Consider the following 21,034-nt stretch of genomic DNA (forward strand, 5'->3'; position numbering starts at 1 on the left):
TGAAATGCTCCTTTTCTATTAAAAAAACTGTTAAATCAGTTCATAACGATCAAAAAAACTTAAAGTTCGGATTTTGCTTGAAATCCGACTTTTTTGTTTACTTATGTTCTGATTTAGTATATGATTAAACACGTTGTTTTTAAATAATTCAAAATTTTGAGGGACTTTTTTATAAATGTTCGGTTTTAGGGGGATGAAAGATGAAGGAAAAACTACTTTCCTACTTCGAGATTGAAAAATTAGGTACCACCGTCAGAAGAGAAATACTTGCAGGCTTTACAACATTTATCTCAATGGCATATATCTTATTTGTCAATCCAACAGTTTTAGGCGCATCAGGAATGGACGAAGGTGCGGTGTTTACGGCTACAGCATTAGCAAGTGCGATCGGCTGTATTTTAATGGGGGTCTTAGCACGTTACCCGATTGGTACTGCGCCAGCATTAGGGATTAATGCCTTTTTTGCTTATTCCGTTTGTTTGGGAATGGGGATTCCTTGGGAAACAGCTTTAGCAGGCGTGTTCGTTGCTTCTTTGATTTTTATTTTAATCACGATTTTCAAATTACGCGAAATGATCATTGATGCAATTCCAGCTGATTTAAAATATGCGATCTCAGGTGGGATTGGCTTATTTATTGCTTTCCTTGGCTTGAATGAAGGAGGAGTCATCGTTTCAAATGAATCCACATTAGTGGGGTTAGGATCACTAAGCGTAGGTTCAACATGGTTGACGATTTTTGGGTTAGTTGTGACAGCAATCTTATTGATAAGACGTGTTCCAGGAGGTATTTTTATTGGGATGGTAGCTAGCACAATTCTTGGATTAGTGACTGGACTTATTCCTATGCCTTCTCAATTAGTTTCAGCTGCACCAAGTTTAAAGCCAACATTCTTAGTTGCATTGAAACATATCGGAGACATCAACTCACTACAAATGTGGGTAGTCGTATTAACCTTTTTATTAGTTACATTCTTTGATACAGCAGGAACGTTAGTCGGTTTAGCTAATCAAGCTGGTTTTATGAAAGATAACAAAATGCCTCGTGTTGGGAAAGCGTTGGCTTCTGATTCAACAGCCATGCTTGCAGGTTCTTTATTAGGAACTTCACCAGTTGGGGCTTTCGTTGAATCTTCTGCCGGAATCGCTGTTGGTGGCCGTTCTGGGATTACTGCAGTAACGACCGGGATCTTATTCCTATTCGGTTTATTCTTTTCACCTTTGCTATCAGTAGTGACTTCACAAGTAACAGCACCAGCACTGATCATTGTCGGTGTATTGATGGCACAATCGTTGCGTCAAATCGAATGGGGCAAGTTAGAGATCGCCATTCCAGCTTTCTTGATCTTGATCGGTATGCCGTTAACTTACAGTATTTCTGATGGGATCGCATTAGGATTTATCTTCTATCCAATTACTATGATCGCAGCAAAACGCGGAAAAGAAGTATCACCGATCATGTATCTGTTATTCTTTGTCTTTATTGGCTTCATGTGGATACTGAACATTAGTTAACTTGATTTAGTTGATTAATTTTTATGATGTGTGACAAGTAAAAAAACCTTGGCAAATGGAGATCTCGCTATTGTTAGCGAGAAAACAAATGCCAGGGTTCTTTTTTGGAAAAAATTGTTATCGGTAACAACTGAAAGTAAAAGACGATAGCATCAAGGTTTAGGCGTGGTGAAAGAAATAAGGAGAATAATGGCTATTTACTCTCGTTTTTGAAAGCGTTACAATTTTTTCGAGGGATCAATAATCTTTAACCAATGGAGGAAAGTATGGAGAAAAAATGGTGGCATCAATCAGTTGTCTATCAAGTATATCCTCATAGTTTTCAAGATACGAATGGGGATGGAGTCGGGGATTTACAAGGAGTGATCACTCGATTGGATTATCTGCATTATTTAGGGATCGATACGATATGGTTATCTCCCGTATATGAATCTCCTAACGACGATAATGGTTACGATATCAGTGATTATCAAGCAATCATGGCCGAATTTGGCACGATGGCTGATATGGAGGAACTGATTGCAGAAGCAAAGAAACGTGAAATAAAAATCATTATGGATCTCGTCGTCAACCACACGTCAGATGAACATGCTTGGTTTATCGAAGCTCGTCAAAGTAAAGAAAATCCGTATCGGGATTATTACATTTGGCGTGACCCAATCAATGGAAATGAGCCTAATCAATTACGGTCGATATTCAGTGGCTCCGCTTGGCAGTTTGATGAAACAACTAGTCAGTATTATTTACATCTTTATAGTAAAAAGCAACCAGATTTAAACTGGGAAAATCCCCATTTACGTCAAGAGATCTATCAGATGATGAACTTTTGGATCGACAAGGGAATCGGTGGTTTCCGAATGGACGTGATCGATACGATTGGGAAGTTACCTGATCAAGAAATAACAAGTAATGGTCCCAAACTTCATGACTATTTACAAGAGATGAATCAAGCTACTTTTGGAAACAAAGATCTGATGACAGTGGGCGAAACTTGGGGAGCAACCACGGACATTGCCAAGCTTTATTCTGATCCCAAGAGAAATGAACTATCGATGATCTTTCAATTTGAACATGTCGGTTTGGATCAACAGGCAGGAAAAGACAAATGGGATTTAAAACCATTAAGTATTCCTGAGTTGAAACAGGTATTATCAAAATGGCAAACTTCTTTAGGGAATGAAGGATGGAACAGTCTATTTTGGAATAACCATGATTTGCCAAGGATCATCTCACGTTGGGGGAATGATCAAGATTATCGAGAAGAAAGTGGTAAAATGTTTGCGATTTTGCTTCATATGATGAAAGGGACACCTTATATTTATCAAGGAGAAGAAATCGGGATGACAAACTACCCGATCAAGGATATTTCTGAAGCGCAAGATATTGAAACGATCAACATGTATCATGAACGGTTAACTTTAGGATTTACTCCGGAAGAAATCTTGTGTTCGATCAATGCAAAAGGGCGTGACAATGCGCGTACACCGATGCAATGGGATAATAGTGAACATGCTGGATTTACCACAGGAACTCCTTGGCTACACGTCAATCCAAACTACCAAACGATCAATGTGAAAACAGCCTTAGTAAAGAAAGATTCTATTTTTTATACGTATAAGCAATTGATCGAGTTACGGAAAAACAATGAACTCATCGTCTGGGGAGATTATCAGTTGGTAACAGATACGCCCGATGACGTATTTGCCTATTATCGGACGTTGAATAATGAACAATGGTTAGTCGTTTGCAATATGTCTGAAAAAAATCAGCCATACACATTGGCTGATCAAGCGATGACACTAGTCATTTCAAACTATCCACAAAAACAGATACCAACAGGCAAACTGAATTTACGTCCTTATGAAGCTTTTGTTTTGAAGACGAGCAAATAAATGACTTGTCCGAACACCTCAAAAAAGAGTATGATAAAAGAAATTTAGACAAGTGTGAGGACCATGATGAAAGTATTGTTTGATTTGATTCCAAAAAAACAAGAGGAGATGGTACTTTTTCAAGTTCATGAAAAGGTACCATTTTTAACTTCGATTGCTGATATTTTAGAGAAATACAAAGTGGAAACTATTTTAGTGAGAGACTATAAAAAAGAAAGAGATGTCTATTTAGATTTATTCTCGATTTTTTATATCGAATACCTTGATCGCAAATGTTTCTTTTATACGGAAAATGAAGTGTATGAGCGAAGATTGACACTAGCTCAGTTAATGAAAGAACTCCCAGAACCATTTATCCAAATATCGAAAACGACTATTTTAAATATCTATATGGTTAAAGAAATCAATTCGTCGCTTTTAAATGGAAATCTCTATGTCACATTACAAAATACAGAAGAGTTACTCGTTAGCTGTTATTTTTCCAAAGCATTAAAAGAAAAAATCGATCAGACTTTTCGCAACAAGTGACAAGAAAAATGCAAGAAATGACAATCAAACTAGCTTCAAGAAGGAAACCTTGTAGAATAAATGTACCTGATAGCTGGTAAGATGAAAAGGAGAGCCCGATGAAATTGATACAACGTATGATGAGAAGTATTGGTATTGGAAGCTTTGCTTTCTTGCTGTTCAAATTAGTTTCACAAACCCATGAGATCACGAGAAATGAGATTCTTTTTGTCTTCTTTCTCTCGGCTTTTATTGGCGTAGTATCGCTGATCGAGCGAATTGAGAAGCTTAATTATCTTCAGATTATACTGCTGCATTTTATTAGTACGTATGCCTTTAGTTATTTCTTGTTGGTGCTGTTAAATGGAAGAGTGTCTGTTCATCTTGAGAGATACACGCTAACCTTTGTGAGTATCTATTTCATTGTGTGGCTTTGTTTGATCATCAGGAACTTTTTACGAGCCCGATTGTTAAATAAACGAATCCAAATAATCAATACACGGCATTCAGGAATTTCAGGAAAGAAAGAAGAATAAAACGTGGAACATCTACAAAATTATCTCATTGTGTTAGTATTGATTCTCTTTATTTTACAGAGATTACTTAAAGAAAGAGCAATCAAAGACACGATGAAAAGTGAAATCATCATTGTATTAGTTGGACTTTATTTAATCATAAGCAACTGGCAAGAAATCATTAAGACTAACCATACCCTTATCCTTATTGTTTTGTCTGTTTTGCTGGGGTTCATCTTTGGCGTGTTACGTGCCCAAACTGTAAAAATCTATCAAAGACAAAGTGACCAGCAATGGGTAAAAAAGGGAACTTGGCTGACCGTCCTTGTATTTATCATAGGGGTCATCATCAATCGTGTCAGCGTATTGCCTTTTGGTGAAAGCGTACCTGCAGTTGCTGAAACTTTGCATATCGGTGTCTCATTATTAGGTGCCAAAGTAGTTTATCTGAAAAAAGTATAAACCAATCAGTCGCATTTTTTTCTTATTCGGCGGTACCTAGTGACAATTTTTTTGAATCATTCTTTTATGAATGGAATAAGACCTCTCTTCAACAAGGAGAGCATGTGAAAAGATAACAGTATGAAACATCAAGAAAGTAAGAAGACTTCAAAAATGATAAAAAATACCAAGACAATTTTTTGCCGTATCTGTTCTCTACTTATCTTATTTCAAATTTTTGGTGCAGCCCATTGTTTGAAGGTGCTTGAATCTTGTTTCTGCGTTTTTATATCCCCTAAAACAGGTTATATTATTCTTTCTAGGAATTTTACATGCTCTTGTTTTCCCTTGTTACTACAGCCTTTTTTGACAAATAACAAAAATCATACTATGATATGTTACGCGGATATTAGGGGGAGAAAACATGGGAAAACCGATTGAACAAGCGTTAAATGATTGTCTGTTTTTTAGTGTGAAAAAATTAGATCGCCTGTTGAATAAAATGGCAGATGAAGCATTTAAGAAAACGGGTTTGACACCGACATATGGGTTTATTTTATTGATTTTAAAAGAAAAAGATGGGTTACCACAAAAGGATATCGCCCAATTACTTTGTTCTGCACCTTCAACGATTGCTCGTTTTGTCGAAAAATTGGAATACAAAGGCTATATCAAAACAGTCAGTGATGGACGCTTGTCATTAGTTTATCTGACGGATCAAGGACGGGAATTTGTAAAAGAAATCGATAGTAGTTGGGAAGAACTACATCATGCATATCAAGAGATTCTAGGATCTGTAGAAAGTGAATGTTTATCTAAAGCAATCAATTCAGCCACTGAAAAACTACAAAAAAAATAAATTTTTTTAATCTAGTTAGTTGTATGCGCAACTAATTATGTGTTTTAATAAACGAAGAGAACTGAATGGAGGAATCACCATGGCAAATTTTAACGAAACAATCACTTTTCCTTCTGGTGTGACATTACCTAACCGTTTGATGATGGCACCTATGACCACCCAGTTAAGTTTTTATAATGGTGTGATTACGGAAGATGAGATCACGTATTACCAAGAACGTTCGAAGGGACTAGGCGCTGTTATTACAGGGGCTGCGAATGTGCAAGATATAGGAAAAGGCTGGCCCGGTGAACTTAGCATAGCGCATGATGAAATGATACCTAGGCTCAGTGACTTGGCAAAGGCAATCAAAGAAAATGGGGCAAAAGCGATCGTACAAATCTTCCATGGCGGACGTATGACGAGTCGAGCAACGTTATCAGGCGAACAAACTGTTTCGGCTAGCGCAATCCCTGCAGAACGACCTAATGCGGAAACACCACGTGCCTTGTCAGAAGACGAAATCTTAGAAACAATCAAGGCTTTTGGTGAAGCAACTAGAAGAGCGATCGAAGCTGGATTTGATGGTGTAGAATTACACGGTGCTAATACGTATTTGATCCAACAATTCTTTTCGCCACATTCTAATCGTCGTGAAGATCAATGGGGCGGAAGCTTAGAAAATCGCTATCGCTTTATTGATGAAGTAGTGAAAAGTGTGTTTCAAGCTGTCGAAACATACGCAACAAAGCCTTTTATCGTAGGTTATCGCTTTTCACCAGAAGAATTTGAAACGCCTGGTATCCGTTTTGAAGATACCATATGGTTAATGGAAAAATTACGTGAAACAAAATTGGATTACCTTCATGTTTCATTAAGTACGTATGATCGTGTTGCTCGTTCTGAGAAATACAATGAGCAATCGATGCTTCACTATCTCCATGAAACAGTGCAAGGAAAAATACCATTAGTGGGTGTAGGGAATGTCCGTAATCGCCAAGATGTTGAAGCCGTTTTATCTGATGCAGAACTTGTTGCAGTCGGTCAGCAACTATTAGTTGACCCCGAATGGGCGGTCAAATTAATGGAAAATCGCGATACAGAACTTGTGACCAAACCATTTGCAAAAGCATATCAAGAACTCTATTTACCTAATCCATTGTATAATTTTTTACAGATCCGTTATCAATCAAATACTAATAGATAAGTGAAGATTTATTAGTAAAGAAAGAAGAGAGAACAATGAAAGTATTGATCGTCTTAACGAATGTGGAAAGATATAAAGGAACCGACCGTCCAACAGGGCTGTGGCTGAGTGAACTGACTCATTTTTATGATGCTTTAGTCAAAAATAATATCTCAGCTGATTTTGTCAGTCCTAAAGGTGGGTATGTTCCTTTGGAGCCGAAGAGTCTGGAAGCGATGGATGAAATCGATTGGAACTATTATCAGGACGAAGATTTCCGTAACCGAGCGTTAGGAAGCACCTTGAGTCCAGCTGAAGTCGACCCAAACGAGTATCGTGCGATTTATTATACCGGTGGACACGGAACCATGTGGGACTTTCCTGAAGCAACGGATCTAGGAAAAATTGCTTCATCGATCTACCAAAATGACGGAATCGTTTCAGCTGTTTGTCATGGTGTAGTCGGGTTACTTCCTGTAGTTGACGTTTCTGGTCAACCGATTTTAGCGGGGAAAACGGTCACTGGTTTTAGTAACGAAGAAGAAACAGCGAATGGAACAACGGACAAAGTACCTTTTCTAACAGAAGATGCCTTGAAAGAAAAAGGAGCAAACTATCAAGCAGGACCAGCTTTTACAGCGGTCGTACATGCAGATGGACAGTTGTTGACCGGACAGAATCCTCAATCTGCCCATCAATTAGGAATCAAAGTCGTTGAATCTTTGAAGAAGTAAGTTGTTAAGGGAAAAAGTTAAGCAAAAAACGAAAATAAACAGTTCCGACGTAGGCCTTCTTATTACAGCATTATAGTAAGTCTGCCAAAAAACAATCCAATTTAACAATAGAAGAAAACTTTATAAAGTAGAGGGTGGAATCTGAAACGTCCTCCAAAATTTAGATTTTTTAGTCTAACTGTTTGGAGTCGCTTCAGATTTTGCCCTCTATTTCTATAAAAAAATAAAAAGAATGTACAACGTAAGTCTAAAAATTGATTTTTTTATGGAGTATGAGAGGTAAAAAAACATGGTAAAATAAAAGCGGATACATAGAAAGTAACTAAGGAAGAAAGGAATGATGAAATGGAATTGCTAGAAAAAGAAACGTTCTATTATAAGTATAACGATCATTTAATTGAACCCGTCCATTGTGCTTTTTTTTAAAGAAGACAATAACCAAGGGATTACGAGTCATCAAGAAGCAGTACTGGCCTTTCTCACGTATTTTAATCGGGTATGGTGCATTTGGACACCAAAATTTGTGCCTGGATTAACTCAAAAATTTTCCGAAGTGCCAAAAGTTGAGGTCACACTAACCCCAGAAGTCGAAGCAAGAATAGAAGCTGAGGTAGATGCCCAAATAAAAGGAGATATACAAGGAGAGATCAAATATCTTCAAGCCGTCGGACGAAAAGTAGATCTCAAAAAGCTACAAATTGATCATGAAGAACGCAAACAAGAGCGTTACCAAATGATAAAAGAGCTTAGAAAAGAGCGTGAAGCATTATTGATCAGATTTCCACAACTCTACGAGCGAACTGAAGAAGTAACGCTTACTTATATGGAAGAAACCTCATTTGATACTTATGACGGCTTTCCCATACGGGTCAATCCCGAAATGATGAAAGCTGATGAAATCAGTTCTACCACTTTTTTTGCCAAGGGTGGGGAATACCAAATTGCTTTTTGTAGTTATCTCCAGACCCATCGAACAATCGAAGATTTCCGACGAGTCAATCAACTTCTGTTTCCTGATCGAAGTGAGTTAGTCATTTATCAATGGCATACTGATTTTACCAATTATTATAATGAACCCAGAAGAGATGATGGAGCGTATCTATGGTCGATCTATGACAAAAAAAGGAAACGATTTACAGTGATTGATATTGCCCTAATTATTCCATAAGTGATAAAAAGTGTTTAAGAAAGGAGTTAAGGGAAAAACTTCCTAGCTATTTGGTGTTCAATTCTTTCTCTTTTTATGAAAAAGTAGGTTTATGGTAGTTGTCTTACTTCAGTCGTCTTCATGATAAAATAAAGTGAGGCGTAGCTAAGTAGAGGAGAGTGGAAAAATGGAATTGCTAGAAAAAGAAACGTTCTATTATGAATGTAATGAATATCTAATTGAGCCGGTCAATTGTGCTTTTTTTACTGAGGAAAAGTATCGAGGATATGAAAGTCATCGTGAAGCAGTACGGGCATTTCTTACATATGCTAATCGGGCATGGTGTATCTGGACACCAAAATTTGTGCCTGGATTAACTCAAAAATTAGCCGAAGTGCCAGAAGTTGAGATCACACTAACCCCAGAAGTCGAGGGAAAAATAAAAGCTGGGGTAGATGCCCAAGTAAAAGCAGATATGCAAGGAAAGATCAGATACCTTCAAGCAGGCGGACGAAAAGTAGATCTCAAAAAGCTACAAATGGAGTATGAAGAACGCAAACAAGAGCGTTACCAAATGGTAAAAGAGCTTAGAAAAGAGCGTGAAGCCTTATTGATTATGTTTCCTCAACTGTATGAACGAACTGAAGAAGTAACGCTTACTTATATGGAAGAAACCTCGTTTGATACTTATGACGGCTTTCCTATACGGGTCAATCCCCAAATGATGAAAGCTGATGAAATCAGTTCCACCACTTTTTTTGCCAAGGGTGGGGAATACCAAATTGCTTTTTGTAGTTATCTCCAGACCCATCGAACAATCGAAGATTTCAAACGAGTCAATCAACTCCTGTTTCCTGATCGAAGTGAGTTAGTCATTTATCAATGGCATACTGATTTTACTAACTTTTATAATGAAGGTAGAAGAGATGATGGAGCGTATCTATGGTCGATCTATGATAAGAAACAAAAACGATTTACGGTCATTGATATTGAACTGTTTATCCCGTAGATGATACAAAATGATTAAAAAAGGAGAGTCAAGGGTAGAACTTCCTTGGCTCTCTTTTCTTTAAGGGGAAATCAACAAAATCAAGTACATATTGTAGTTCGATTACTCCATACTACACTATTATTCATAGAGCAAAGTATTTGTTTCTTCTTTATATCTTTTTAGATCTGGAAAAGCAGTGACAATGTAATACTTATGATTTTTTCGAAGTTCGTTCTTCCTTTTTTTGTGAAAAAGTAGTTTTAAATAATTTTATAATTAAAAAGGTTTTATGATGGAATTAAAGGAAAATAGTATGGGGAAGTATAGGAGAGTGATGAAATGGAATTATTAGAAGAAGAAACATGGAATTTCAGAAAAAAAGGTTTTGCTATGAATTATGCTTTTTTTTATGAAGAGAATTATCAAAAGATAATAAGTCATCAAGAAGTTGCATTAGCTTTTCTTAATTACAAAAATAGACTGTGGGCGCTTAGAATTTGGGCGATTAAAACAAAAGATGGAAAGTTTACTAGTAGGGAATATGAAAAGAAGTATCAGGAAACAAGAGAGGAAAAGATTATTTACACTAATTTGCGTTCATTTGATGAAATCAAAGGTTATCCTATCCAAGTAAATCCAGAGTTAATGAATAGCAAAAAAATATCTGTCGAAGAATTTTTTGAAGAAAAAGGAACATATGAACATGCGTTTATGGATAATCCTCAAAATTTATATGGGAAAAAGGAAGATTTTATTGAAATAAACCAGCAACTTTTTCCAGAAAAAAAAAGGTTGGAAATCTATCTTTGGAATAATGAATTTACCCAATATTATAATGGGGGGCGAGAAGGACTTGGAGCATATTTATGGACAATCTATGATGTGGAGTACAAAAAGTTTATTGTAATTGATGCTTCGTTAATAATAGATTAATGAGACTGGGACGATAGTTCTTTCTCAAAAAGAAGATAAGTTCGATTTTGATTTTTATTGTCAAAATCGAACTTATTTTTTTATTCTGCAAAAGTTGCCTACTTGATCTAACACCACGGCTGTTCTTATGATCGAAGATTTGCTTCGTTTTTGAGTACATTTTTTGAAACATTAACGGTTACATGATACTCTTCAAATAGGCTATTGGAAAAGAGGGAAATGGATGAGGATCGTGATCATTGGTGGTTCTTTTGCGGGGATCTATGCAGCAATTTCTTTGCGAAAAAGTTGTCCTGACAGTGAGATCATACTTTTGGAAAAACAAGACAAGATTGGGTTTATACCGAGTGGACTCAATTTACTGTTAAAAAAGCAACTCACAAGTAAAGAGCAACTTTATTGGTTGACTAAGGAAGAATTGCAAGCGCTATACGCAATTGATGTGCAAGTACGCACGGAAGTCGTTTCACTTGAAATAGCCACGAAGACTGTGTTTATCCAAAATGGGCGACAGCTTACTTTTGATACATTGGTGATTGCAACGGGTTCGAGTCAGCAATTCAAAAATGGAAACAAAAGTACGCAGATCCGCTCTGTTAAAGATATCCACTTAAAAGAATCTTTGGAACAAAGTCTTGCGAAAGCACAAAAAATTGCTGTGATTGGTGCGGGACAAGTAGGACTTGAATTAGCAGAAGGGTTATATCATCAGCAAAAAGAAATCCATCTCTATGAAAGTCGACCAACATTGTTGTTCCGTTATTTCGATCCCGAAATGGTTGAACCGTTAACACATGAGTTATTGCAACGGCATATCCAATTGTTTTTGAATGAACAAGTACAAACGCTCGAAGAAAACGAGCAAGTGGCCGTAGTGACGGATCAAAAAACAGAAAGCTATGATTTAGTTCTGCTAGCGAATCACACGCGTCCAGACAATCATCTCTGGCAAGATCAGTTGAAGCTAAATGAAGATGGTACGATTTGGGTCGATGAGTATTTGCAAACGTCAGCGAAGGATATTTATGCAATCGGTGATGCGATCCAAGTGACGTTCCAACCGACTCAAGAAAAAATGTATGTCTCTTTGGTCAATAATGCACTACGTACGGCACAAGTGGTCAGTCAAACGATTAGTGGCAAACGTACGAAAGATCCGGGAACCTACCGAGCAATTGGAAATCATTGGTTTGGCTATTTTCTAGGAAGTGTCGGGCTAACGGAAGAAGAAAGTATTTTTTATCCGCAGACTGTCCGTAAAACATATTTGCTTGCCCGCTTAGCTGCGACCAATAGTGAAACGGCGAAAATCAAAGTGATGTGCAATGAAAAGGGACAATTACTTGGTGCGCAGTTGCGAAGTCGAGAGGAGATATTCGATTTATTGGATCGATTCACTCTCGCTATTGAGGAAGGCTGGACGTTAGAGAAATTATTCGAACGGGAGTTATTCTTCCAGCCAGAATATCGGTTGCCGCTTCAATTGATAAAGGTGGTTGATACGCTCGATGAAGATTGAACAATTACTAGAGAAAAAAGAGCAGTTGCAAGTGCTGATTCTTAGGGACATGGTGTTGCATGGTGGAACTGTAGGCACGAATCAATTAAGGGAACAAGTCAATCTTTCTAAAACATCATTTGATCAATATATAGCAGAAATCCCAATGATCGGTAGGATGATGGGGAAGAAAGTAGCAATCAAAAGAAATGAATTTCAAGTCACATTAGAGTTGGCTGAAGATGTCAGCTTAGAAAAAATCATTCTATTCTTAGTTCAACAAAGCTTGAAATTCAATCTGCTTGTTTATTTATTAGAACATCACCAAGCATCGATCGTTCGTCTAGCGACAGCGTTTAATATCAGTGAATCTTCTGTCTTTCGTAAGATCAAAGAATTGAATCAGTTACTACAAGAATTTTCTCTACAAATCAAAAATGGCCAACTCTATGGTGAGGAATTGCAAGTTCGTTATTTCTACTATGTGTTATTCCAATTTATCTCTGAATCACAACGTCCCCTTTTCTTACAACAGACGCCTGATAAAGCGCCACTTATTTTAGGATTGGAGCGAGCCTTAGAAACGACATTCTCTCAAGAGTCAGCTAGTAAAATCGCCTGCTGGCTGGGGATCACTCGTAAACGGCTATTGAGTGAAAAAACGACGTTTGCTACATTGAAAGAAAAGAAAATACTTTACCAAAAGGATCGTTTGTATCAAGCACTTGATCCGGTCATTTCACTTTATTTAAGTCGGACAGCTGCTGAGATCAGTGGCTATGAGCCTTTAATGTTTTACAGTTTTTTTGTCTCGTTTGCTGTGTTATCAGAAGAACATTTTTATCAATATGATTTAACCCGAAGCAAAAAATTACCAACAGCTGTATTAGATACGTACATTAGAGAAACGATGTTGTGGCACTATCGTCCACGAAAGTTGAAGATCAAGGAAGAAAAAGCAGTCGGTTATCAATTAGCTCAAATCGATAATGAGTTTTATTTTTTTCGAGGAGTCATGATGATCTATGAGCCAGAGCATCTCCTGCAACAACAGAAAAAGATGTTAGGCCGCTCCCTTAGTCAATTACTCGAACGATTGAAAGAAACAACGCTGACACAACTACCTGCTAAACAAGGTGAAGAAGCTGCTTTAAGTTATCTCATGATTCAGTATGCCAATATTCTTATGATGATCGATTTTTATATTGCGAAATCGGTCACTATCGGAATCGATATTGAAACATTACCGATTTATCGAGTGGCATTTCAACAATTTTTGTTAAGAGAACTAAAAGGAATCAGTGGAATTGAGATTGAAAATCGACGACCAGGAAAAAAGTATGATTTAGTGATTACATTTAATCAAGAAGATCCTCATCAAAATTATTATTATTTATCAGAGTTTGCTTCAAGCTATGATATCGCAAGGTTAAAGCAAAAAATCGAAGAAGAAAAAAAAGCAAAAAATTAAAAACTGTCAAAAAAACAGAAAATAAATGTTTTTTTGGCAGTTTCTAAAAAATGAATCGGTGTAAGATAAAGATAAATTTAGAAAGCGTTTGCAGATAATGGAGGAGATCAGAATGACAGAATCAACATACATCATGGCGATTGACCAAGGAACGACAAGTTCACGAGCAATTATTTATGACAAAAAAGGTAGACATATCGGTAGTTCGCAAAAAGAATTCACGCAATATTTTCCTAAAGAGAGCTGGGTGGAACATGATGCGAATGAAATCTGGAACTCCGTACAGTCGGTCATTGCAGGAGCATTTATTGAATCTGGGATCAAACCGAATCAAATCGCAGGCATCGGGATCACTAACCAACGTGAAACGACGGTGATCTGGGAAAAAGATACTGGACGTCCGATTTATCATGCTGTGGTCTGGCAATCTCGTCAATCCGCATCAATTGCTGATAATTTAAAAAAGGAAGGCTACCAAGACTTTTTCCATAAAAAAACAGGTTTAGTGATTGATGCCTATTTTTCTGCTACAAAAATACGTTGGATTCTTGACCATGTAGAGGGAGCGCAAGAACGTGCTGAAAAAGGCGAATTGCTTTTTGGTACGATCGATTCATGGCTGGTATGGAAATTAACAGACGGTCAAGCACATGTGACGGATTATTCCAATGCAAGTCGGACGATGTTGTTTAATATTCACGATCTTGATTGGGATCAGGAAATCCTTGATCTCTTGAACATTCCTCGAGCAATGCTGCCAAAACCGACTTCTAATTCAGAAATTTATGGTTATACACAAGGGTATCATTTCTATGGAAGTGAAGTGCCGATTTCTGGGATGGCTGGTGACCAGCAAGCTGCTTTGTTTGGACAAATGGCTTTTGAACCTGGAATGGTCAAAAATACGTATGGTACAGGATCATTTATCGTCATGAATACTGGGGAAGAACCACAACTATCCAAGAACAATCTATTAACGACGATTGGTTATGGAATCAATGGCAAAGTTTACTATGCACTGGAAGGGAGCATTTTCGTAGCAGGTTCTTCCATCCAATGGTTGCGAGATGGGTTGCAAATGTTACAAAAAGCAAGTGATTCCGAAGAGGCAGCAAAACGTTCCACAAGTGAGGATGAAGTCTATGTCGTGCCAGCATTTGTTGGGTTAGGGGCACCTTATTGGGATCAAGCTGCGAGAGGTTCGATGTTTGGGTTGACACGTGGGACGACCAAAGAAGACATTATCAAAGCAACCTTACAATCGATTGCATACCAAGTAAGAGATATCATTGATACGATGCAAGAAGACACAGGGATCAAAATACCAGTCTTGAAGGTCGATGGTGGAGCAGCGAATAATGAATATTTGATGCAATTTCAGACAGATATTTTAAATATTCCGATCCAACGAGCAGAAAATCTGGAAACTACGGCATTAGGTGCGGCATTTCTAGCTGGTTTAGCGGTTGGTTTTTGGAAAGATACAGATGAAATCAGAGAATTTTATGAAGCGGGCAAGATGTTTGAAGTAGAGATGCCTGAAGAGCGTAGAGAAAAATTATATGGCGGTTGGAAAAAAGCGGTAGTAGCAACACAAGCATTTGAGTAAAGGGAGGGAATGTCATGTTTTCAAGAGGAACAAGACAAGAAAGTATTGAAAAAATGCAACACGAAAAGTTGGATCTGCTGATTATTGGTGGCGGTATCACAGGGGCTGGTGTGGCGCTTCAAGCCGCTGCATCAGGAATTAAAACGGGGCTAATCGAGATGCAAGACTTTGCAGAAGGTACTTCTTCACGCTCCACAAAATTAGTACACGGAGGGATTCGTTATCTTAAAACTTTTGACGTCGAAGTTGTAGCAGATACTGTAGGCGAACGAGCGGTGGTCCAAGGTATTGCGCCACACATTCCAAAACCTGATCCAATGTTACTACCGATCTATGAAGATGAGGGGGCAACGACGTTTAATATGTTTTCAGTCAAAGTGGCAATGGATCTCTACGATAAATTGGCAAATGTGACTGGAACAAAATATGAAAACTATACGCTGACACCAGAAGAAGTGTTAGAACGAGAACCATTTTTGAAAAAAGAAGGGTTAAAGGGCGCTGGTGTTTATCTAGATTTTCGGAACAATGATTCACGTTTAGTGATCGATAACATCAAAAAAGCAGCAGAAGATGGCGCTTACCTAGTAAGTAAAATGAAAGCGATTGGCTTTTTATATGAAGGAGATCAAATCGTGGGTGTCAAAGCACGTGATCTGCTAACGGATCAAGTCGTGGAAATCCACGCAAAAATAGTGATCAACACAAGTGGTCCATGGGTCGATAAAATCCGTAACTTGAATTTCAAACGTGCGGTATCACCTAAGATGCGACCAACCAAAGGTGTTCATCTAGTCGTAGATGCTAAAAAACTGCCTGTTCCACAACCAACATATTTTGACACGGGCAAACAAGATGGCCGAATGGTTTTTGCCATTCCACGAGAAAATAAAACGTATTTTGGAACGACAGATACGGACTATCAAGGGGACTATACGGATCCAAAAGTAACGCAAGAAGATGTGGACTATTTATTAGATGTCATCAATCATCGTTACCCAGATGCAAACATCACCCTCGCAGACATCGAATCAAGTTGGGCAGGGTTACGCCCATTATTGATCGGTAATTCTGGTTCTGACTATAACGGTGGTGACAACGGCTCTATTTCAGATAAAAGCTTTAGCAAAGTCGTTGATACGGTTACTGAATATAAAGAAAACAAGGCTTCTCGGTTAGAAGTAGAGGATGTATTGAATCATTTAGAAAACAGCCGTGATGAAAAAGCCCCTTCTTCGATTTCTCGAGGTAGCTCATTAGAACGTGAATCGGATGGTTTGGTGACACTATCAGGTGGGAAGATCACAGACTACCGTAAGATGGCGGAGGGAGCACTAAAATTAATCCGCCAGTTGTTGAAAGATGACTACCGGATGTCAGTAAAAGAAATCGATTCGAAACATTATCCCGTTTCTGGAGGAGATTTTGATCCAACAAAACTGGAAGAAACTGTGGAAGAATTGACAAAAATCGGAGTTGAATCTGGTTTAGCAGAAGCTGATGCAAAATACATTGCAGATTTTTATGGAACCAATGCGAAAAAGATTTTTGCTTTGGCAAAAGAAATGACACCGTATGAAGGACTAAGTTTAGCTGAATCTGCTCGTTTACGTTATGGGTTAGAAGAAGAAATGGTATTAGCACCAGGCGACTACTTGATTCGCCGCACGAATCACTTGTTGTTTGAACGTGATCAACTTGATGCAATCAAACAACCGATCATTGATGCCATTGCGTCTTACTTCGCTTGGTCAGCAGAAGAGAAGAAGCGTCAAGAAGCTCATTTAGAAGAATTGATCGCAGAGTCGGATCTACGTGAATTGAAGGGGGAAAAATAGATGAGTGCAGAAATGACGCAGATCATGGGAGAATTTATTGGTACGATGATTTTAGTTTTACTTGGTGATGGGGTATGTGCTGCGGTTAACTTGAACAAGAGTAAAGCCCAAGCTTCTGGTTGGATCGTGATTGCTTTCGGTTGGGGACTAGCCGTTACAATGGCTGTCTATATTTCCGGATTTATGGGACCTGCTCATTTGAATCCAGCCGTATCTTTAGCGATGGCGATGACCGGTGCAATTGGCTGGAACCTAGTGATTCCGTTTATTATTGCGCAAATGTTAGGTGCGATCGTCGGTGCTGTTTTAGTTTGGTTGACGTATTTACCACATTGGAGTGTGACAAAAGACCAAGGCGCAATTTTAGGTACATTTGCGACAGGTCCTGCCATTCGAAATTATCCAGCGAACTTTATCACCGAGTTGATCGGTACTTTCGTTTTAGTACTAGGACTATTAGCGTTTGGACAAAACTCATTTGCCGATGGTACGAATGTCTTTGCTGTCGGAGGTTTGATCTTAGCAATCGGTCTTTCCCTAGGAGGACCAACTGGCTATGCGATCAACCCAGCTCGTGACCTAGGTCCACGTCTGACCCATGCGATTCTACCAATTGCAAACAAAGGAAACTCAGACTGGGGCTATTCATGGATACCAGTAGTAGCGCCAATGGTCGGAGCTGTCGTGGCTGTGGGCATGTATATGTTGATGGTATAAAAAGGCGGTAAAGTGTGTTATTCATTAATAAATAATCTAAAAAACGGTAAAATAGTTCTTCTATTTTATCGTTTTTTAGCACTTGACAAAGAACAGCATTTTAAAAATGGGTTATTGAAGATCGCAAAATCAACGGGGTGCTTTGCTGACAACCAGAAAATTTTTTTAGATTTGTTCATGGGTCTTGATTGAACTAACCAGAGTGAAATAAAGGGCTTTCGTTTTTGATTGACAGTGACAGCTAAACTTGCTATAGTGAATTTGAAAATAAATAAAACCTAGATGAATGAGGTATTTTGATGAGTGTAGCAGGTATCTAACGTAGTAAGTTGAATAGCCAATAGAGCCGTAAGCTTATTTGGCATGCTTATAGATGATACCTGTCATTTCATAACCAACAATTCTATTAATGAGGGATGGGGCGCGTCTTATTTGAGATGTTCCTCATCTTTTTATTTTTCCTAGGTCTTATTTATTTTAGGACAGGTATCTCTTCAAAAAAGGAGAGAATATGAAACAAACAATCGATAAATTACAATTTAATCAAATCAAAGAAGAAGTGAAAAAACGAGCTATTGGACAATATAGCAAAAAGCGTATCGAAGAAATGACCCCGCAAACTAATCTACAGACAGTCAAAAATCGCCAAGAAGAAACAAAAGAAGCGCGACAAATCTTAGAAAGTCAGCAACACGTTCCCTTTATGGGATTGACACGGATTGATGCGTTGACTTCCCAAGTGAAAAAAGGCTTTTTACTGACACCAACTGAATTGATCGAGTATGCAGACTTTTTAAGAAGTAGTCGAATGATCCGTCGTTTTTTTGAAAAAAATCAATATCAAACACCCTTGTTGCATGTGTATAGTAAGAATATGCCTGATTTGTCGATGGTCGAAGAGTTGATCTATCAACAAATCAAGAACCAAAAAGTGAGTGATGAAGCCTCACGAAATTTACGGAAAGTACGAAAACAATTACAATTAACAGAAAAAGAAATCCAGGATCGTCTTTTAAAGTTTCTAAGACATCCGCATAACAAAGAAATGATCCAAGAAGCAATGATTGTTCAAAAAGGCGATCACTATACGATCCCAATCAAAGCTAGTTATAAAAATAAAGTGCCAGGCACGATTATTGAACAGTCAAATAAAGGGACGACCGTCTTTATTGAACCAACGGCTGTGGAAAAAGCGAGTATGAATTATCAATTGTTAAAAGCAGAAGAAATAGCAGAAGAATATCAAGTTTTAGCTTATTTGACTGGTGCTTTAGCAGAACAAGAACAAGCAATCGATTTGATTATCGAAACGATTACTAGATTAGATATCATTTTCGCCAGAGGGAAGTATAGTCGAGAAATACATGGTGTGACACCACGGATCAATCAATCAGAATACATCAAGATCAAACAAGGAAGGCATCCACTGATCCAAGGGAAGGCTGTTCCGTTAGACTTTGAACTTGGTAAAGACTATCGAGGATTAGTGATCACTGGAGCGAATGCAGGTGGTAAGACTGTCGTATTAAAGACAGTGGGGTTATTGACGTTGATGGCGATGTTTGGTTTACAGGTTCCGGCAGCCGAAGGAACAGAGCTAGCTGTTTTCGATGAGATTTTTGTGGATATTGGCGATCAGCAAACGATCGAGAATGCGTTAAGTACGTTTTCTGGTCATATGCAAAATATTGCTGAGATGTTACGCAAGGTGAGTAGAAATACCCTTGTATTACTTGATGAGATCGGCAGTGGCACAGAACCTAATGAAGGAGCGGCGCTAGCAGTTGCTATCATGGAAGCCATGTATGAACAAGGGGCATTGATCGTTGCAACTACTCATTATGGCGAAATCAAAAAATTTGCGAATGATCATGAAGATTTTATTCCAGCCGCAATGGCATTTGATAAAGAAGCATTGAAACCTAAATACCTTCTTCAAGTGGGGGAAACAGGAGAAAGCCAAGCGCTATGGATCGCTCAAAAAATGAACATGTCGCAAACCTTGATCGAACAAGCCCAATATTATATCCAGCATAAAGCTTATCGGACAACCAAAAAAGTGTTTCAGACAACGAAAGTAAACGTGCCTAGGACGAAGACACAAGTGCAGCAATTTTCGAAAGGGGATCGGGTATATTCTGCGGTCCACCAACAAGAAGCCTTAGTTTATGAAGATACAGCAGAAGAAACGGTTACGATTTTCTTGGATAAAGAGTTAATCAATGTCCCACGAAAACGTCTCACGTTAAAGATGTCAGCAGAAAAGTTATATCCAGTCGGTTATGAATTAGACCATTTGTTTACAGACTTTCAAACTAGAAAATGGCAAAGAGATCTAGCGCGAGGATCGAAAAAAGCGCATAAAAAATTATCCAAAGAAGCTAAAGAACGACGAGAAAAAAGAGACTAGGGGTTAAATGAAGACATTGTTTTAAAGAGGAATAGCCAATAGCTCTCGTCTTTTTTTGACAGTCGTTCCAGTAGTTTTTACGATCCAAGTATGTGAATAGCTAAATTGGAGAGTTACTCATGACTTTAGACAACGGGAAAAAATTGGCACTTTTACCGATTTAGGTTAAAATGGAACAAAGTTTATTTAGGGAGATGTCATGGATGAAACTGACTTCGAATTGGCGAAAAGAAATAGGAACGATCCCTAATCTCTTATCAATTTTTCGTGTGGTTCTTTTGCCGTTTTATTTTTACTTTGTTTTAGAGCAATCGTTTATGCTTGCCGGTATCTTGATTGCTCTATCAGGAATCACTGACTTTTTAGATGGATTTATTGCTCGTAAGTTCAACCAAATCACGGAATTGGGGAAATTATTAGATCCAGTGGCAGACAAGTTGACGCAACTGGTCTTGATCCTTTCCATGGCTTGGTATCGACCGATGATTTGGTGGATATTCGGTTTATTTCTGATCAAAGAAGGGTTCATGTTTTTTGCTGGTATCATTGGATTGAGAAAAAATGTGAAATTAGATGGGGCAAAATGGTATGGGAAATTAGCAACTGCGGTCATTTACGCAGGCATGGTGCTTTTACTGTTGTTTCCCGAACTTCCTGCGATCTGGGTCAATTGGATCTTTGGATTGATCACTTATAGCTTGCTTCAATCCTTCGTTTTGTATATCCGTGAATATCATAAACTATTGAATTAAGAGAGTAATGTCTCAAATACAAATAAAAGAACTCAAGCCAA

General features: G+C 38.1%; 18 protein-coding genes. All 18 read left to right on the forward strand.

Features of this window, described 5'->3' with window-relative positions:
* Positions 1 to 200 precede the first annotated feature (200 nt).
* Entirely contained in the window at positions 201 to 1,514 is a 1,314-nt protein-coding gene (locus tag AB3I42_RS11440) for an NCS2 family permease (protein ID WP_010737017.1), read from the forward strand.
* Between the two features lie 266 nt (positions 1,515 to 1,780).
* On the forward strand, positions 1,781 to 3,406 hold the full coding sequence (locus AB3I42_RS11445; RefSeq protein ID WP_131773285.1) for an alpha-glucosidase: 1,626 nt from the start codon (positions 1,781 to 1,783) through the stop codon (positions 3,404 to 3,406).
* Between the two features lie 63 nt (positions 3,407 to 3,469).
* Complete coding sequence (locus AB3I42_RS11450) at positions 3,470 to 3,934, forward strand: LytTR family DNA-binding domain-containing protein (protein WP_368022508.1); 465 nt, start codon at positions 3,470 to 3,472, stop codon at positions 3,932 to 3,934.
* A gap of 98 nt (positions 3,935 to 4,032) precedes the next feature.
* Positions 4,033 to 4,449, forward strand: a complete 417-nt coding sequence (locus AB3I42_RS11455; protein ID WP_010737020.1) for a DUF3021 family protein — start codon at positions 4,033 to 4,035, stop codon at positions 4,447 to 4,449.
* 3 nt (positions 4,450 to 4,452) lie between these two features.
* Positions 4,453 to 4,890, forward strand: a complete 438-nt coding sequence (locus AB3I42_RS11460; RefSeq protein WP_010737021.1) for a hypothetical protein — start codon at positions 4,453 to 4,455, stop codon at positions 4,888 to 4,890.
* Positions 4,891 to 5,293: 403 nt separating this feature from the next.
* Positions 5,294 to 5,728 carry a MarR family winged helix-turn-helix transcriptional regulator gene (locus AB3I42_RS11465; RefSeq protein ID WP_010720971.1) on the forward strand — a complete coding sequence of 145 codons (435 nt, stop codon included), beginning with the start codon at positions 5,294 to 5,296 and terminating at the stop codon, positions 5,726 to 5,728.
* Between the two features lie 79 nt (positions 5,729 to 5,807).
* Positions 5,808 to 6,914, forward strand: a complete 1,107-nt coding sequence (locus tag AB3I42_RS11470; protein ID WP_010737022.1) for an NADH-dependent flavin oxidoreductase — start codon at positions 5,808 to 5,810, stop codon at positions 6,912 to 6,914.
* 35 nt (positions 6,915 to 6,949) lie between these two features.
* Positions 6,950 to 7,627 (forward strand): type 1 glutamine amidotransferase domain-containing protein, encoded by a 678-nt coding sequence (locus AB3I42_RS11475; protein WP_010737023.1) that lies wholly within the window; start codon positions 6,950 to 6,952, stop codon positions 7,625 to 7,627.
* 397 nt (positions 7,628 to 8,024) lie between these two features.
* Positions 8,025 to 8,795 (forward strand): hypothetical protein, encoded by a 771-nt coding sequence (locus tag AB3I42_RS11480; RefSeq protein WP_368022509.1) that lies wholly within the window; start codon positions 8,025 to 8,027, stop codon positions 8,793 to 8,795.
* Positions 8,796 to 8,961: 166 nt separating this feature from the next.
* Positions 8,962 to 9,783, forward strand: a complete 822-nt coding sequence (locus AB3I42_RS11485) for a hypothetical protein (protein WP_181914664.1) — start codon at positions 8,962 to 8,964, stop codon at positions 9,781 to 9,783.
* 321 nt (positions 9,784 to 10,104) lie between these two features.
* Positions 10,105 to 10,698, forward strand: a complete 594-nt coding sequence (locus AB3I42_RS11490) for a hypothetical protein (protein WP_034867948.1) — start codon at positions 10,105 to 10,107, stop codon at positions 10,696 to 10,698.
* Between the two features lie 223 nt (positions 10,699 to 10,921).
* Positions 10,922 to 12,217: an FAD-dependent oxidoreductase gene (locus AB3I42_RS11495; protein WP_368022510.1), complete on the forward strand. Its 1,296-nt coding sequence runs from the start codon at positions 10,922 to 10,924 to the stop codon at positions 12,215 to 12,217.
* A complete protein-coding gene (locus AB3I42_RS11500) occupies positions 12,207 to 13,667 on the forward strand; it encodes a helix-turn-helix domain-containing protein (protein WP_010737027.1) in 1,461 nt (486 codons plus the stop codon). Before AB3I42_RS11495 ends, AB3I42_RS11500 begins: the two co-directional genes overlap by 11 nt.
* A gap of 112 nt (positions 13,668 to 13,779) precedes the next feature.
* A complete protein-coding gene (gene glpK / locus AB3I42_RS11505; RefSeq protein ID WP_010720962.1) occupies positions 13,780 to 15,276 on the forward strand; it encodes a glycerol kinase GlpK in 1,497 nt (498 codons plus the stop codon).
* A 14-nt stretch (positions 15,277 to 15,290) separates the two neighbouring features.
* The gene (gene glpO, locus AB3I42_RS11510) at positions 15,291 to 17,114 is read left to right on the forward strand and encodes a type 1 glycerol-3-phosphate oxidase (protein ID WP_010737029.1); all 1,824 of its coding nucleotides are present in this window, start codon (positions 15,291 to 15,293) and stop codon (positions 17,112 to 17,114) included.
* Positions 17,115 to 17,831 (forward strand): MIP/aquaporin family protein, encoded by a 717-nt coding sequence (locus tag AB3I42_RS11515; protein WP_010720960.1) that lies wholly within the window; start codon positions 17,115 to 17,117, stop codon positions 17,829 to 17,831. It begins immediately after the preceding gene.
* Positions 17,832 to 18,342: 511 nt separating this feature from the next.
* The gene (locus AB3I42_RS11520; RefSeq protein WP_081123422.1) at positions 18,343 to 20,241 is read left to right on the forward strand and encodes a mannonate oxidoreductase; all 1,899 of its coding nucleotides are present in this window, start codon (positions 18,343 to 18,345) and stop codon (positions 20,239 to 20,241) included.
* Positions 20,242 to 20,444: 203 nt separating this feature from the next.
* A complete protein-coding gene (locus AB3I42_RS11525; RefSeq protein ID WP_034867944.1) occupies positions 20,445 to 20,993 on the forward strand; it encodes a CDP-alcohol phosphatidyltransferase family protein in 549 nt (182 codons plus the stop codon).
* Positions 20,994 to 21,034: the final 41 nt, after the last annotated feature.

The sequence above is a fragment of the Enterococcus sp. C53 genome (assembly GCF_040887425.1).
GTDB lineage: Bacteria > Bacillota > Bacilli > Lactobacillales > Enterococcaceae > Enterococcus_B > Enterococcus_B hirae.

Coding starts and splice junctions, on each gene's coding strand:
- AB3I42_RS11525 (WP_034867944.1), top strand. CDS start 20,445: ATGAAACTGACTTCGAATTGGCGAAAAGAAATAGGAACGATCCCTAAT.
- AB3I42_RS11520 (WP_081123422.1), top strand. CDS start 18,343: ATGAAACAAACAATCGATAAATTACAATTTAATCAAATCAAAGAAGAA.
- AB3I42_RS11490 (WP_034867948.1), top strand. CDS start 10,105: ATGGAATTATTAGAAGAAGAAACATGGAATTTCAGAAAAAAAGGTTTT.
- AB3I42_RS11470 (WP_010737022.1), top strand. CDS start 5,808: ATGGCAAATTTTAACGAAACAATCACTTTTCCTTCTGGTGTGACATTA.
- AB3I42_RS11455 (WP_010737020.1), top strand. CDS start 4,033: ATGAAATTGATACAACGTATGATGAGAAGTATTGGTATTGGAAGCTTT.
- AB3I42_RS11450 (WP_368022508.1), top strand. CDS start 3,470: ATGATGAAAGTATTGTTTGATTTGATTCCAAAAAAACAAGAGGAGATG.
- AB3I42_RS11475 (WP_010737023.1), top strand. CDS start 6,950: ATGAAAGTATTGATCGTCTTAACGAATGTGGAAAGATATAAAGGAACC.
- AB3I42_RS11445 (WP_131773285.1), top strand. CDS start 1,781: ATGGAGAAAAAATGGTGGCATCAATCAGTTGTCTATCAAGTATATCCT.
- glpO (WP_010737029.1), top strand. CDS start 15,291: ATGTTTTCAAGAGGAACAAGACAAGAAAGTATTGAAAAAATGCAACAC.
- AB3I42_RS11495 (WP_368022510.1), top strand. CDS start 10,922: ATGAGGATCGTGATCATTGGTGGTTCTTTTGCGGGGATCTATGCAGCA.
- AB3I42_RS11500 (WP_010737027.1), top strand. CDS start 12,207: ATGAAGATTGAACAATTACTAGAGAAAAAAGAGCAGTTGCAAGTGCTG.
- AB3I42_RS11485 (WP_181914664.1), top strand. CDS start 8,962: ATGGAATTGCTAGAAAAAGAAACGTTCTATTATGAATGTAATGAATAT.
- AB3I42_RS11515 (WP_010720960.1), top strand. CDS start 17,115: ATGAGTGCAGAAATGACGCAGATCATGGGAGAATTTATTGGTACGATG.
- glpK (WP_010720962.1), top strand. CDS start 13,780: ATGACAGAATCAACATACATCATGGCGATTGACCAAGGAACGACAAGT.
- AB3I42_RS11440 (WP_010737017.1), top strand. CDS start 201: ATGAAGGAAAAACTACTTTCCTACTTCGAGATTGAAAAATTAGGTACC.
- AB3I42_RS11465 (WP_010720971.1), top strand. CDS start 5,294: ATGGGAAAACCGATTGAACAAGCGTTAAATGATTGTCTGTTTTTTAGT.